We start from the raw sequence: 13,489 nt of genomic DNA, 5'->3' as shown, positions 1-13,489 counted from the left end.
GCTACCGGCGGCCCGCTCGTCAGCCGAACGATCGGCCCTCGCCGCGGTAGGTGGGCACGGTGCGCTCGACGGCCTCGCCGCGCACGAGGTGCACGTGGGCGAACCGCTCCATGACCTCGCCGGACTTCGCGTGCCGGAACCAGACGCGGTCCCCGATGCGCAGGTCCGCGCGCGCGGGCACCCGCAGCGGGGTCTGCACCTCGCCCGCACCCTCGCGCGGCGTGAGCGCCAGGCCGGCGGGCCACACCGGTCGCGGCTGGCGCGACGCGGTCGGCGGGCCGGACGCGATGTACCCGCCGCCGAACGTCGTCGCGAACCCCGGCGCGGGCACGCGCACCACGTCGAGCCCGAAGAACGCCGCGGGTCGCGGCTCGAACGACCGGTAGTGGTCGAACAGCGTGGGCACGAACAGCCCCGAGCCCGCGGTGACCTCGGTGACGGTCGGGTCGGACACCGACGTCTCGACCGAGCCCGACCCGCCCGAGTTCACGAGCGTCAGCCGCTCGCCCGTGACCTGCGAGACCGCATCGACGACGAGCCCGCGCCGCCGGGCGAGATCCCGCACCGACAGGCGCTTGACCGCGCGGACCGCAGCGCTCGAGTCGGGCATGCCCGCGACCTGCGCCTCGTAGAACATGACGCCGCGCACGGTCAGCCCGTCGCGCTGCACGACGGCGTGCGCGAGCGCCGCGGCCTCGTCGGGCGTGTGCACGGGCGAGCGGCGCACGCCGAGGTGCGCTCGCAGCGGACCGATCCCGACGCGCAGCGACGCGTCGACGTCGAGGCAGACGGCCAGCGCGGAGCCGTGCGCGGCCGCGGCCTTCGCGGCCAGGTCGGCCTGCACGACGTCGTCGACCATCAGCGTGACGGCCGCGGCGGCGACCGGGTCGGCCGCGAGCTCGTCGAGACCCGCGGTGTCGATGCTCGGGTACCCGACGAGCACGTCGGTCACCCCCTGCTGCGCGAGCCACACGGCCTCGCGCACGGAGTACGCCATGACGCCCGCGAACCCGGGGCGCGCGAGCACCGCGTCGAGCACGGCGCGCACGCGCACCGACTTCGACGCGACACGCACGGGCGTCCCCGCCGCGCGGGTCACCAGGTCGGTCGCGTTGGCCTCGAGCGCGTCGAGGTCGACGACCGCGAGCGGCGCGGGCAGGTGACCCGTGGCGGCGTCGAGCCGTTCACCGAGCGTCATGCGACGTCCCTCCGCTGGTCGGGGTGCCGGCGTCGTGCGGATTCGGCCGGGGATGCGGGCCCTGCTGCGGGTGCGGGTCCTGCTGCGGGTGCGGCGGGAGCGTGCGCGCGGCGGCCCGGCGTGCGGCCTCGTGCTCGGGCGAGTCGAACCGGCCGGACAGCGCGACGATGAGGAGCACGACGCCCAGCGGCACCAGGAACGCGTAGCGGAACGTGGAGGTCGAGCCGATCGCGCCGACGAGCACCGCGCCGAGCAGCGTGCCGACGTAGTTGAAGACGTTGAGCCGCGCGACGACCGCGTCGGCGTGGTCGGGCGCGAGCTCGCCGGCCGCGGCGAACGCGAGCGGCGCGACGAGCCCGAGCCCCGCGCCGGTCACGGCGAACCCGACGATCGCGACGGGCGCCCCGGGTGCGACGACGACGAGCAGGATCCCGACCGCCGCGACGGAGCCGGCGACGCGGACGACGAGCACGCGCCCCCACCGGTGCACGGCGCCGTCGCCGAACAGCCGCGACCCGAGGGTCGTCGCGAGGTAGGCGCCGAGCGCGAGCGGGCCGAGCCAGTCGGCGGCGCCGAGCGTGTCGCGCACGTAGAGGCTGCCCCAGGTCTGCGCGGCGTTGTCGGCGACGTAGAACGCGACGAGCGCGACGCCGAGCAGGGAGATCGCACGCCACGGCACGGGCGTCGTCCCGACGATCCGCACGTGGTCGGTGTCGGCGGGGTCGACCGCGTCGTGCACGCGCAGGCCGTCGCGGCGCACGAGCGCGGCCGCGACGAGCCCCACGGGCAGGCCGGGCAGGAACACGAGCATGACGGGGTCGACGGACCAGCGTCCGACGGTCGCGGAGCACACGAGCGTCGCGATGATCGCGCCGACGGACCAGGACGCGTAGAAGCTCGAGATGAGGGGGCGCCCGTAGGCGCGCTGGATCGCGACGGCCTGCATGTTGGTGCCCGCGTCGACCATCCCGAGCGCGAGGCCGTACAGCGCGAACGCGGGCACGGCGAGCGCGTAGGTGGGGGCGAGCGCGACGAGCGCGACGGTCACCCCGATGCCCGCGAGCCCGGTCGCGAGCGCGACGCGGCTGCCGGAGCGTCGGCTCAGGTAGTCGGCGACGCCGGTGCCGATCGCGGCGGCGACGAGCACGCCCAGCACCGCGGCGGTGATCTTGTCGTCGCCGATGCCGTAGCGGTCCTTCACGTCGGGCAGGCTCGCGAGGATCGTGACGAGCACGAACCCCTGGGCGCCGAACGCGACGGACCCGGCGACGCGGGAACGCGTGAGCGCGCCCGTCACTCCTCGACGCCCGCCGGCTCGAGCGGCTCGGTCTGCGTCGCGAGGAACTTCCCGAACCCCTCGATGGTCTGCCGCGCGATCTCCTCGTCGCCGTCGACGAGCCACGCGAGCGACAGCCCGTCGACCATCGCGACGGTCGCGCGCGCGAGCCGCGGGACGGGCGCGACCCACTGGACGCGCGAGATGCGGGCGATCTCCTCGAGCACGGCCTCGGCGGCCGACCACTGCCCGCGGTACTGCTCGATCGCGACCTCGCGCAGCTCGGCGTGCCGCAGCGACGACGTCGTCAGCTCGTAGGAGAGCAGCTGCGGCCCGCGCGCGGCGGAGATCTGCGTCCAGAGCGCCGTGACGACGGCCTCGATCACCGCCTCGGTGGGTGCGCCCTCGGGCACGTCGGACAGGTCGGCCTGCGTGTTCTGCGCGGTGATGGCGTGCGCCATCGCACGCATGAGCTCCGACTTGTCCTGGAAGCAGTAGTGCACGACCCCGAGCGAGACGCCGGCCTCCGCGGCGACCGCCCGAACGGTCGCTGCCTCGATCCCGTCCCTGCTCGCGACCGTCATCGCGGCCTCGATGAGCTGCTCGCGCCGCTCGGCCACCGGCATGCGGTTCATGCGGTCCCCTCCACTGCACCGGCCAGGGCCCGGGCCCCCGCCCGCGACCGGTGTGTCACCGTGCGACAACGATAGCCAAGCATGACCGTCGCGCTTGACTTGGACAAGTGTTCAGTCCACAGTCGCAGTGATGGAGTCGACGACGCGCTGGGTCAACTGGGCGCGCACCGCCTCGTCCACGCCACGGCGCCTCGAGCGTCCGCGGGACGTCGACGAGCTGGTGCGTGCGGTCGCGCGCGCCGCTGACCAGGGACTTCACGTCCGGGCGGTCGGCGCGGGCCACTCCTTCACGCCCGCCGCCGTGACCGACGGCGTGCTGCTCGACCTCGACGCGATCGACCAGGTGGAGCGCGTCGAGCGACGCGCCGACGGCACGTCGCTCGTGACCGTGGGAGCCGGGATCCGGCTCGCGGCGCTCAACGGCGCGCTCGGCGCGCTCGGCCTCGCGATGCGCAACCTCGGCGACATCGACCAGCAGTCGATCGCGGGCGCGATCTCCACGGGCACCCACGGCACCGGCGTGCGGCTCGGCGGGCTCGCCACGCAGGTGGTCGGCGTCCGGCTCGTGACCGCCACGGGCGACGTCGTCGAGACTTCCCCCACGCAGCACCCCGAGCTGTTCGAGCTCGCCCGGCTCGGGCTCGGCTCGGTCGGCGTGCTCGCGGCGGTCACGCTCGAGGTGGTCCCGGCGTTCCTGCTGGAGGCCGTCGAGGAGCCCTGGCCGCTCGACGACGTGCTCGAGCAGCTCGACGGCCCGGACGGGCTGGTGGAGGGCAACGACCACTACGAGTTCTACTGGTTCCCGCACACGCGTCGCGCGCTGACCAAGCGCAACAACCGCGTCGAGGACGGCCCCGGGCTGCACCCCGTGCGCCGGTGGGTCGACGACGAGCTGCTGTCGAACTCCGTGTTCGAGGTGACCAACCGCATCGCCACCGCGGTGCCGGGCGCGACGCGCCGCATCAACCAGATCGCCGCGCGCACGCTCTCGGCGCGCCGCTACGTCGCGCCGTCGCCGCAGGTGTTCGCCTCGCCGCGCCGCGTGCGGTTCCGCGAGATGGAGTACGCCGTGCCGCGCGCCGCGCTGCGGGACGTGCTGGCAGAGATCGACCGCTGGGTCGAGTCGTCGGGCGAGCACCTGCCGTTCCCGGGCGAGGTGCGGTTCGCCGCGGCCGACGACGTGTGGCTCTCGACGGCGCACGGGCGCGAGTCCGCGTACGTGGCCGTGCACCAGTACTGGCGCCTGCCGTACCAGCGCTACTTCTCGGCGGTCGAGCGGATCATGGCCGACCACGAGGGCCGCCCGCACTGGGGCAAGCTCCACTGGCTCGACGCGCACCGCCTCGGTGAGCTGTACCCGCGGTTCGCCGACGCGCAGCGCGTGCGCGCGGCCGCGGACCCGACGGGCGTGTTCGACAACGACTACCTCACGCGCGTCTTCGGTCCACGCTCCTGACGCGTGTCACCCGGACGGGTGGTAAGAGGATTCTGACCCGTTTCGGGCGATCCTGTCTCTGGTACCGCCCCGCCGGGTGGGGCACGCTGCCTCCGTGCACACGACCACTGCCGTCGCCGCGTTCTCCTACGGCGGCCCCGAGTCCCTCCGCCTGATCGACGTCGACGCCGGCGAGCCCGGACCCGGTGAGGTCCTGCTCGACGTGCGCGCCGCGGCGGTCAACCCGATCGACTGGAAGGTCTACTCCGGGCGCATGGGCGCGGACCCGGACCGCCTGCCCCTGCGGCTCGGCGCGGAGGTCGCGGGCGTCGTCGCCGCGGTGGGACCCAACGTGCGCTGGCTCGCGGTCGGCGACGAGGTCATCGCCTGGCCCGTGCGCGGCGGGTACGCGCGCCGGCTCGTCGTCCCCGAGCTCGCGACCGTCCGCAAGCCGCGCGCGCTCGACTGGGCGCCCGCCGCCGCGCTGCTCGTCGCGGGCACCACGGCGGTGCACGCGCTCACCGCGACGCGCACGGGCCACGGCGACGTGGTGCTCGTGCACGGTGGCTCCGGGTCGGTGGGGCGCATGATCGTGCAGCTCGCGGAGCTGCGCGGCGCGCGCGTCGTCGCGACCGCGTCCCCCGCGAGCCACGACGACCTGCGCTCCCTCGGCGCCGTCACCGTCACCTACGGCGCCACCGACGAGGGCTCGCTCGTCGACCGGGTGCGCGCCGCGACCGCCGAGCTCGGTCCGGTGACGGTCGCGATCGACGCGGTCGGGTCCGACGAGGCGCTGGACACGTCGGTCGAGCTCGTCGAGGACCGCACGCGCATCGCGACCATCGCGGGCTTCGCGCGCGCGCCCGAGCTCGGCATCCAGCTGCTCGGCGGTGGGCCGGGCGCGGACCCCGGCACCGAGATCCGCGAGGCGGCGCGCGCCCAGCTCGTCGAGCTCGCGACGGACGGCACGCTGGACGTGCACGTCACCCGCACGTACGCGCTCGAGGACGTCGCGCAGGCGCACGCCGACTCCCGCGCGGGCCACGCGCGCGGCAAGCTCGTCCTCATCCCCTGACGCACCGGGACCCGCCCCGGGTCAGCGCGCTGCGGGGGCCGTGGGACCCGCGGGGGCCGTGAGGCTCGCGGCGAGCGCCTCGAGCTCGGCCAGCACGCGCTGGACGACGAGCCGCTCGGCCCGGTCCGGACGCGCCAGCGCCTCGATGTGCCGCGCCGCGCGCACCCCCGCCAGCGGGACCAGCCGCACGCGCGGGTCGGTGCCGAACGTGTAGCGCGGCAGCAGGCACACACCGTGCCCGGCGCCGACGAGCGCGGCCGCGACGTGGAAGTCGTTGATCCGGTGCCGCACGCGCGGCGTGACGCCCGCCCGGGCACCGACCGCGTCGAGCACGCGCGCGACGGGGAACCCCGCGCGCACCGCGACCCAGTCCTCGTCGGCGAGGTCGTGCGGCTCGAGCGCGGCCCGGCCCGCGAGCGGGTGCGTGGGCGCCAGCGCGACGTCGAGCGGCTCGCGCAGCAGGTGCCGCGCCACCACGCCGGGGCCCCAGCCCGGGGCGTCGTCGCCGCGGTGCGCGAGGACCACGTCGATCTCGTCGGTGAGCGCGACGAACGCGTCCTGCTCGACGTCGCCCTCGGAGCACTCGACGACGACGCCGGGCAGCGCGGCGACGCGCGCGAGGAGCCCGGGCAGCAGCAGCTGCGCGCCGCTCGCGAACGCGCTCACGCGCACGGTCCCGACCGGGTGCGCGCGCAGCCGGTCGACGGCGGCCTCCGCGCGCTCGAGCGCGACGGCGACGTCGACCGCCGCGTCGGCGAGCGCACGCCCCGCGACGGTGAGCCGCACCCCGCGCCCGACGCGCTCGGTGAGCGCGACCCCCATGCTGCGCTCGAGCTGCGCGACCTGCTGCGACACGGCGGACGGCGTCAGGTGCAGGACGCGCGCAGCGGCGGTCACGCCACCCTGGGTGCCCACCGCGCGCAGCGTCAGCAGGGCTCGCACATCCATGCAGCGACGCTACATCGTCCGTTCAGGACTTTTCGCTTGTCCTGAATCATCACGTGCCCGCAGGCTCGTCGTATGCCCACCCGCGACCGCCTGCTCGCCATGCTCGTCGCCGTGACGTGGGGCCTGAACTTCCCGGCCATCCACCTCACGCTCCAGCAGTTCCCGCCGTTCCTCGCGGTCGCGCTGCGCTTCGCCCTCATCGCCGTCCCGACCCTGCTGCTCGTCCCCCGCCCCCGCGTCCCCGTGCGCTGGCTGCTGCTCTACGGCGCCGGGTTCGGCGTCCTGCAGTTCGTGTTCCTGTACGCGGCGATGGACGCCGGCATGCCCACCGGGCTCGCGTCGCTCGTGCTGCAGTCGTCGGCGCCGTTCACGGTCGTGCTGGCCGCCGCGTTCCTGCGCGAGCGCGTCTCCGGGCGGCAGGCGCTGGGCGTGCTCGTCGCGGTCGTCGGGCTCAGCGGCATCGCGCTGCACCGGGCCGGGCTCGAGGGCGGCGCCACGCTCGTCCCCGTGCTGCTCACGCTGTGCGGCGGCCTCGGCTGGGCCGTCGGCAACCTCGGCAACCGGCTCGCGACCCGCGCGGCACCCCGTGAGTCGTTCCGGCTCATGCTGTGGATGTCCGTGGTCCCGCCGCTGCCGATGCTGACGCTGTCGCTCACGGTCGAGGGCCCCGACCGGATCGCCGCGTCGTTCGGCGGGCTGACCACGCCCACGGGCCTCGCCGCGCTCGGCGGGCTCGCGTTCACGTCGCTCGTCGCCACGGTCGGCGGGTCGGGGCTGTGGACCGCGCTCATGTCGCGCCACCCCGCCGGGGTCGTCGCCCCGTTCTCGATGCTCGTGCCCGTCGTCGGCATCGGCTCGTCGTGGCTCCTGCTGCGTGAGGCCACCGAGCCCGCCGAGCTCGCGTGGGGCGCGCTCGTCGTCACGGGAGTCCTGCTGGGCAGCACGACGAGACGGCGCCCGGCCCCCGCGGACGCGACCCCTCAGGCCTCCGGCGCGGGCACGACGAGCGCCGTCGCGATCGCCGCGACCCCCTCCCCCCGACCGGTGAGCCCGAGCCCGTCGGTCGTCGTCGCGGACACCGTGACCGGCGCGCCGACCGCCATCGACAGGACCGCCTGAGCCTCCGCGCGACGCGGCCCGAGCTTCGGCCGGTTACCGATGACCTGCACGGACACGTTGCCGATCAGGTAGCCCGCCGCGCGCACGCGCCGCGACGCCTCGGCGAGCAGCGAGACGCCCGACGCGCCGGCCCACCGCGGGTCGGCCGTGCCGAAGTTCGAGCCCAAATCCCCCTGCGCGGCCGCGGAGAACAGCGCGTCGGCCGCGGCGTGCGCGGCGACGTCCGCGTCGGAGTGACCCGCGAGCGGACGCTCCCCCGGCCACTCGAGCCCCGCGAGGTGCAGCACCGCGTCCGGCGCGGGGTCCTCCTCGTACGCGTGCACGTCCACGCCGATGCCCGTGCGGGGCAGCGGGACCGCACCCGAGCCGGACCCGCCGGACCGTCTCCCGGACCCTGTCGTCATGCGTCCCCCAGCAGCTCGGCGACCCGCAGGTCGCGTGCGGTGGTGATCTTGGCGGCCCGCTCGTCGCCCGGCACGACGACGACCGTCGCCCCCAGGCGCTCGACGAGCCCGGCGTCGTCGGTCGCGGCGAGCGACTCGTCGTGCGCGTGGCGCGCGGCCTCGTCGTGCGCGCGGCGCAGCAGCCCGAGGCGGAACCCCTGCGGTGTCTGGACCGCGCGCAGCTCGGCGCGCTCGACCGTGCCGACCACGGGCGCCGCGCCCGTCGTCTCCGGGCCCACGCGCTTGACCGTGTCCGTCACCGGCAGCCCCGGCACCACCGCGTCGTGGCCCGCCTCGACGGCCGCGACGACACGCGCGACGAGCTCGGGCGGCACGAACGGCCGCGCGGCGTCGTGCACCAGCACCACGGTGTCGTCGGACGAGGTGTCGTCGGACGAGGTGTCGGCGGACGAGGTGTCGTCGGACGAGGTGTCGTCGGACGAGGCGTCCCCGGCGCCCAGCGCCGCGAGCCCGGCGGCGACCGACGCCTGCCGCGTGGCACCACCGACGACGACACGCACGCGCCCTGACCCGGGACCGGCGTCGAGCGGCGCGAGCGCCGCGACGAACGCGTCGAGGTGGTCCGCGGGCGCGGTCACGACGAGCGCGTCGACGAGAGCACCGCGCCCGTCGCGGGCGTCGAGCAGCCGACGCGCGGCGTGCACGACGAGCGGCTCGCCGCGCACCGGCACGAGCGCCTTGGGCAGCACGTGACCGAGCCGCGAGCCGCTGCCGGCAGCGGTGAGGACGGCGGCGACGCTCACGCGCCCGCCGAGCAGATCCGCGCGCACCCGCGCGTGAGAACGCCGCCCTGGACGCCCGACGGCGTCAGGAGGCGAGGACCTCGTCGAGGATGGCCTCGGCCTTCTCCTCCTCGGTGTGCTCCGCGAGCGCGAGCTCCGAGACGAGGATCTGGCGGGCCTTGGCCAGCATGCGCTTCTCGCCCGCGGACAGACCGCGGTCGGCGTCACGACGCGACAGGTCGCGGACGACCTCCGCGACGCGGATGACGTCACCCGACGCGAGCTTCTCGAGGTTCGCCTTGTACCGGCGCGACCAGTTGGTCGGCTCCTCCGTGTACGGAGCGCGCAGGACCTCGAACACGCGGTCCAGGCCCTCCTGGCCGACGACGTCGCGAACACCCACGAGATCGACGTTCTCGGCAGGGACCTCGATGGTCAGGTCGCCCTGGGCGACCTTGAGCTTGAGGTAGATCTTGTCCTCGCCGCGGATGGTCCGGGTCTTGATCTCTTCGATCAACGCTGCACCGTGGTGCGGGTAGACGACAGTCTCCCCAACCGTGAAAGTCATCTGCAGGTGTCCCCTTTCGCAGGCGGCCCATCCTAGCACGGTATATTTCCGCCCCTTGCGGCCCCGACGGCCGCCGGACCATCACCCGGACGCACGTCGTCGCAGGTCAGAGGACTGTCAGATCGCGCAGGGACGTGCGCGTGGGCCCGCGCGCGATGCCGGACGACCGCCCAGGTCGGCGCGGCCGGGACCGTCCTCCGTCGGGCCCGGCCGCCTTCCCCCGTACCGAAGGGCCCAGGCACCCGGCCGACGAGACCTCCGCCCCCGATCGTGTGGCCGGACTCACGCCCGCGCGAGGGCCGAAGGTCCCGTCCGGGGCCTCCTGACGACCTCGCGGGCGGGTCCGCCCGATAGGCTGGGCCCGCCCCACGACCGTCCCGCGAGCGCCGCCGCGACGCCGGGACACGCGGGCGCCCCGCACCGACCGTCCCGTCGCCAGGAGTCACCGTGACCTCGCACCGCCCCCTCCGGTCCCGCCGGACCCGCGCCGCCGTCGCCGCGACCGGCCTCGCCGCCGCGCTCGTGCTGGCGGGCTGCTCCGCGACGAACCCGATCCAGACGCAGGACCAGTACGACGCGTCCGACGGCGTCTCGGTCCGCCTGGGCGACGTGCGCGCCTCGAACCTGCTGATCGTGTCGGCGGGCGAGGGCGAGGAGGGCGTGCTGCTCGGCGGGCTCACCAACACGGGCAAGGAGGACGCCACGGTGACCGTGACGTTCGCCGCCCCGGGCGAGGGTGCCGACGCCGCGCCCGCGGCAGACCCGACGACGATCGACGTCCCGGCGCGCAGCACGGTCCTGCTCACCGGGTCCGCGGGCAGCGAGGCCGACGACACGACCGTCGACGTGCGCGTCGCGCAGACCCCGGCCGCACCGGGCGGCGTCGCGGTCGTGGGCGTCGACGTCGACATCGCGGGCTCGCAGACGGTCCAGGTCCCCGTCCTCGACGGCACCCTCCCGGACTACGCGCCCCTCCTCCCGACGGCCCCCTGACCCGCGCCGTCCCACCCGCGCCGTCCCACCCGCGCCGTCCCACCCGCGCCGTCCCACCCGCGCCGTCCCACCCCGGGTCCGTCTCCCGTACCCACCCCCATCCCCCGAGTGCGGACGGTACGGGTCGAGTGCGCCCGCTCTGCGTCCGCACTCGCGCAGTGACGTCCGCACTCGGCGATGGGGTGGGGTGCCGGAGGGGGTGGGAGGTCCAGGGGCGGGGGGTGTCAGCCGAAGCGGCCCGAGATGTAGTCCTCCGTGGCCTGCTCACGGGGGGTCGAGAAGATCACCGACGTGTCGTCGACCTCCACGAGGCGGCCGGGCTGGCCCTGCCCGGCCAGGTTGAAGAACGCGGTGCGGTCGGACACGCGCGCGGCCTGCTGCATGTTGTGCGTGACGATGACGATCGTGTAGTCCGCCTTGAGCTCGGCGATCAGGTCCTCGATCGCGAGCGTCGAGATGGGGTCGAGCGCGGAGCACGGCTCGTCCATGAGGAGCACCTGCGGCCGGACAGCGATCGCGCGCGCGATGCACAGGCGCTGCTGCTGACCGCCCGAGAGCCCGGAGCCCGGCCGGTCGAGCCTGTCCTTGACCTCGTTCCACAGGTTCGCGCCGCGCAGCGACTCCTCGACCAGGTCCTGCGCGTCGCCCTTGGACAGCCGGCGGTTGTTGAGCCGCACGCCCGCGAGCACGTTCTCGGCGATCGACATCGTCGGGAACGGGTTGGGGCGCTGGAACACCATGCCGACCTGCCGGCGCACCGCGACGGGGTCGACGTCGGGCGCGTACAGGTCCACGCCGTCGATCTCGACGCGGCCCTCGACGCGCGCACCGGGGATCACCTCGTGCATACGGTTCAGGGTCCGCAGGAACGTGGACTTGCCGCAGCCGGACGGGCCGATGAACGCGGTGACCGAGCGCGGCTCGACGCTCATCGCCACGTCGGACACGGCGCGGAAGTCGCCGTAGTAGATGTTCAGGTCCTTGACGTCGATGCGCTGTGCCATGGGGGGTCCTCAGACGGTCTTGGGGGCGAAGAGTCGGGTGACGAGGCGCGCGACGAGGTTGAGCAGCATGACGACGAGGATCAGCGTCAGCGCCGCGGCCCACGCGCGGTCGTAGGTGATGGTCGCGATGCAGGCGGTGTCGTCCGCCGAGCACGGGATGAGGCCCTGCTGGAACTGCCGGTACACGTACACCGGCAGCGTCATCATGCGGCCCTCGAAGAGGTTGAGGTTGATCGAGTCGGCGACGCCGACCGTGATGAGCAGCGGCGCGGTCTCGCCGATCACACGGGCGACCGCGATCATCACGCCCGTGACGATCCCCGCGACGGCGGTGCGCAGCACCACCTTGACGACGACGAGCCAGCGCGGCACCCCGAGCGCGAGCGCGGCCTCGCGCAGCTCGTTGGGCACGAGGCGCAGCATCTCCTCGCTCGACCGCACGACCACGGGGATCATCAGCACCGACAGCGCGACGGACCCGACGACGCCCATCCGCACGCCCGGGCCGAGGATCACCGCGAACAGCGCGTACGCGAACAGGCCCGCGACGATCGACGGGATGCCCGTCATGACGTCGACGAAGAACGTGACCGCCCGCGCCAGGGGTCCGCGCCCGTACTCCACGAGGTAGATCGCGGTGAGCAGGCCGATCGGCACGGAGATGAGCGCCGCGAGCGCGGTGATCTCGACGGTCCCGACGATCGCGTGGTAGATCCCGCCCGCGTCGACGCCGCCGTACACGCCGCGCATGGAGTGCGTGAGGAAGTACGCGTCGAACCGTTCGACGCCGTGGGCGACGACCGTCCACGCGACCGACACGAGCGGGACCATCGCGAGCGCGAACGCGCCCGTGATGACCACCCGCATGAGCAGGTCGGTGCGGCGGCGGCGCGGGTCGACCTGCCGCAGCAGGGTCGCGAGGTCGGAGGTCGACGAGGTGGTCGTGGCCATCAGTTGGCTCCCGAGAAGTCCTTGCGCCGCGCGACGATCGCACGGGCGGACATGTTGACGACGAGCGTGATGACGAACAGCGCGAGCCCCGTGGCGATGAGCACGGACATCCCCAGGTCGCTCGCCTCGGGGAACTGCGCGGCGATGTTCGCCGCGATCGTCTGCTGCTGGCCCGCGGCGAGCAGCAGGAAGCTGTACAGGAACCCCTGCGAGATGATCATGAGCACCGCCATGGTCTCCCCGAGCGCGCGGCCCAGCCCGAGCATGGCGGCGGACACCACGCCCGAGCGTCCGAACGGCAGGACGGTCATGCGGATCATCTCCCAGCGCGTCGCGCCGAGCGCGAGCGCCGCCTCCTCGTGCAGGCGCGGCGTCTGCAGGAAGACCTCGCGGCTCACGGCGGTGATGATCGGCAGGATCATCACCGCGAGCACGACGGCCACGGTCGCGATGACGCGGCCGGTCGGCGAGACGGTCCCGCCGAAGAGCGGCACCCAGCCGAGGTTCTCCCCGAGCCACGCCCAGATCGGCTGCACGGCGGGCGCGAGCACGATCGCGCCCCACAGCCCGTAGACGACGGACGGCACGGCGGCCAGCAAGTCGACGACGTACCCGAGCCCCGCGGCCAGCCGACGCGGCGCGTAGTGCGAGATGAACAGCGCGATCGCGATGGACACCGGCACCGCGAGCAGCAGCGCGAGCAGCGCGGCGAGCACGGTGCCGAACACGAGCGGCCCGACGTGGTCGAGCAGCGACGACGAGCCGCGCATGAAGCTCACGCCGTCGACGAGCTCGTCGGACGAGGCCGTCACCGCCGGCATCGCCTTCACGACGAGGAACACGGCGACCGCCGCGAGGACGAGGAGGATCAGCGCGCCCGCGCTCGTCGCGGTCCACCGGAACACCCGGCTCGCGCCGCGCTCCACGACGCGCGGCGCGCGCCCACGGCGCCGCGGGGGGCGCGGCGCGGCGCCTGCGACGTCGTCCTGATCGATGCCCGGCGGTGCGGGGCTGGTGGTGGCGGTCACGTGAGACTCCTGGTCGCGGGAGGACTGGGTGGGGGGACCGGGAGGCTCGCTCCCGGCGGTCGTCGGTGGCCGG

At 74.7% G+C, this 13,489-nt stretch carries 13 protein-coding genes and 1 pseudogene; 4 read left to right on the top strand and 10 right to left on the bottom strand.

Annotated features, from left to right (window positions below; all coding sequences use genetic code 11):
* Positions 1-19: 19 nt before the first annotated feature.
* The 3 genes from F1D97_RS05650 to F1D97_RS05640 are packed head-to-tail and all read right to left on the bottom strand — an operon-like array spanning position 20 to position 3,109.
* Positions 20-1,198 (bottom strand): alanine racemase, encoded by a 1,179-nt coding sequence (locus tag F1D97_RS05650; protein ID WP_236122903.1) that lies wholly within the window; start codon positions 1,196-1,198, stop codon positions 20-22.
* Complete coding sequence (locus F1D97_RS05645; protein ID WP_236122902.1) at positions 1,185-2,495, bottom strand: MFS transporter; 1,311 nt, start codon at positions 2,493-2,495, stop codon at positions 1,185-1,187. Before F1D97_RS05645 ends, F1D97_RS05650 begins: the two co-directional genes overlap by 14 nt.
* On the bottom strand, positions 2,492-3,109 hold the full coding sequence (locus F1D97_RS05640; RefSeq protein WP_236122901.1) for a TetR/AcrR family transcriptional regulator: 618 nt from the start codon (positions 3,107-3,109) through the stop codon (positions 2,492-2,494). Before F1D97_RS05640 ends, F1D97_RS05645 begins: the two co-directional genes overlap by 4 nt.
* Before the next feature lie 130 nt (positions 3,110-3,239).
* On the opposite strand from F1D97_RS05640, the gene F1D97_RS05635 reads away from it, so the two are divergent.
* Both F1D97_RS05635 and F1D97_RS05630 read left to right on the top strand, forming a co-directional pair.
* Positions 3,240-4,565: a D-arabinono-1,4-lactone oxidase gene (locus F1D97_RS05635; RefSeq protein WP_236122900.1), complete on the top strand. Its 1,326-nt coding sequence runs from the start codon at positions 3,240-3,242 to the stop codon at positions 4,563-4,565.
* 94 nt (positions 4,566-4,659) lie between these two features.
* A complete protein-coding gene (locus F1D97_RS05630; RefSeq protein WP_236122899.1) occupies positions 4,660-5,619 on the top strand; it encodes an NADP-dependent oxidoreductase in 960 nt (319 codons plus the stop codon).
* 21 nt (positions 5,620-5,640) lie between these two features.
* Here F1D97_RS05630 and F1D97_RS05625 read toward each other — a convergent pair whose 3' ends face one another.
* Complete coding sequence (locus tag F1D97_RS05625) at positions 5,641-6,567, bottom strand: LysR family transcriptional regulator (RefSeq protein ID WP_236122898.1); 927 nt, start codon at positions 6,565-6,567, stop codon at positions 5,641-5,643.
* A gap of 72 nt (positions 6,568-6,639) precedes the next feature.
* On the opposite strand from F1D97_RS05625, the gene F1D97_RS05620 reads away from it, so the two are divergent.
* The gene (locus F1D97_RS05620) at positions 6,640-7,686 is read left to right on the top strand and encodes an EamA family transporter (RefSeq protein ID WP_449727694.1); all 1,047 of its coding nucleotides are present in this window, start codon (positions 6,640-6,642) and stop codon (positions 7,684-7,686) included.
* Here the strand turns inward: F1D97_RS05620 and F1D97_RS05615 are convergent.
* From F1D97_RS05615 to F1D97_RS05605, 3 genes and pseudogenes are all read right to left on the bottom strand, one after another.
* Positions 7,626-8,090, bottom strand: a pseudogene (locus F1D97_RS05615) (2-C-methyl-D-erythritol 2,4-cyclodiphosphate synthase); the annotation flags it as partial. The gene F1D97_RS05620 and the pseudogene F1D97_RS05615 overlap by 61 nt on opposite strands.
* Positions 8,087-8,893, bottom strand: coding sequence for an IspD/TarI family cytidylyltransferase (locus tag F1D97_RS05610; RefSeq protein WP_236122888.1), 807 nt, complete (start codon positions 8,891-8,893; stop codon positions 8,087-8,089). The pseudogene F1D97_RS05615 and the gene F1D97_RS05610, both read right to left, overlap by 4 nt.
* 64 nt (positions 8,894-8,957) lie before the next feature.
* Complete coding sequence (locus F1D97_RS05605; protein WP_048341557.1) at positions 8,958-9,440, bottom strand: CarD family transcriptional regulator; 483 nt, start codon at positions 9,438-9,440, stop codon at positions 8,958-8,960.
* Positions 9,441-9,887: 447 nt separating this feature from the next.
* Here F1D97_RS05605 and F1D97_RS05600 point away from each other — a divergent pair, with 447 nt between their 5' ends.
* Positions 9,888-10,433, top strand: coding sequence for a hypothetical protein (locus tag F1D97_RS05600; RefSeq protein WP_236122886.1), 546 nt, complete (start codon positions 9,888-9,890; stop codon positions 10,431-10,433).
* 224 nt (positions 10,434-10,657) lie between these two features.
* On the opposite strand, the gene pstB is transcribed toward F1D97_RS05600, so the two are convergent.
* Genes pstB through pstC form a run of 3 tightly spaced genes read right to left on the bottom strand, consistent with a single transcriptional unit; the run spans position 10,658 to position 13,416 of the window.
* A complete protein-coding gene (gene pstB, locus F1D97_RS05595) occupies positions 10,658-11,437 on the bottom strand; it encodes a phosphate ABC transporter ATP-binding protein PstB (protein WP_236122885.1) in 780 nt (259 codons plus the stop codon).
* A 9-nt stretch (positions 11,438-11,446) separates the two neighbouring features.
* Entirely contained in the window at positions 11,447-12,388 is a 942-nt protein-coding gene (pstA, locus tag F1D97_RS05590; RefSeq protein WP_236122871.1) for a phosphate ABC transporter permease PstA, read from the bottom strand.
* Positions 12,388-13,416 carry a phosphate ABC transporter permease subunit PstC gene (gene pstC / locus F1D97_RS05585; protein WP_396022561.1) on the bottom strand — a complete coding sequence of 343 codons (1,029 nt, stop codon included), beginning with the start codon at positions 13,414-13,416 and terminating at the stop codon, positions 12,388-12,390. Before pstC ends, pstA begins: the two co-directional genes overlap by 1 nt.
* Positions 13,417-13,489 lie beyond the last annotated feature (73 nt).

It is taken from the genome of Cellulomonas palmilytica (assembly GCF_021590045.1).
Taxonomy (GTDB): Bacteria; Actinomycetota; Actinomycetes; order Actinomycetales; family Cellulomonadaceae; genus Cellulomonas; species Cellulomonas palmilytica.
The sequence above is the reverse complement of the archived record's forward strand: the minus strand, read 5'-3'. Positions and strand labels throughout refer to the sequence as shown.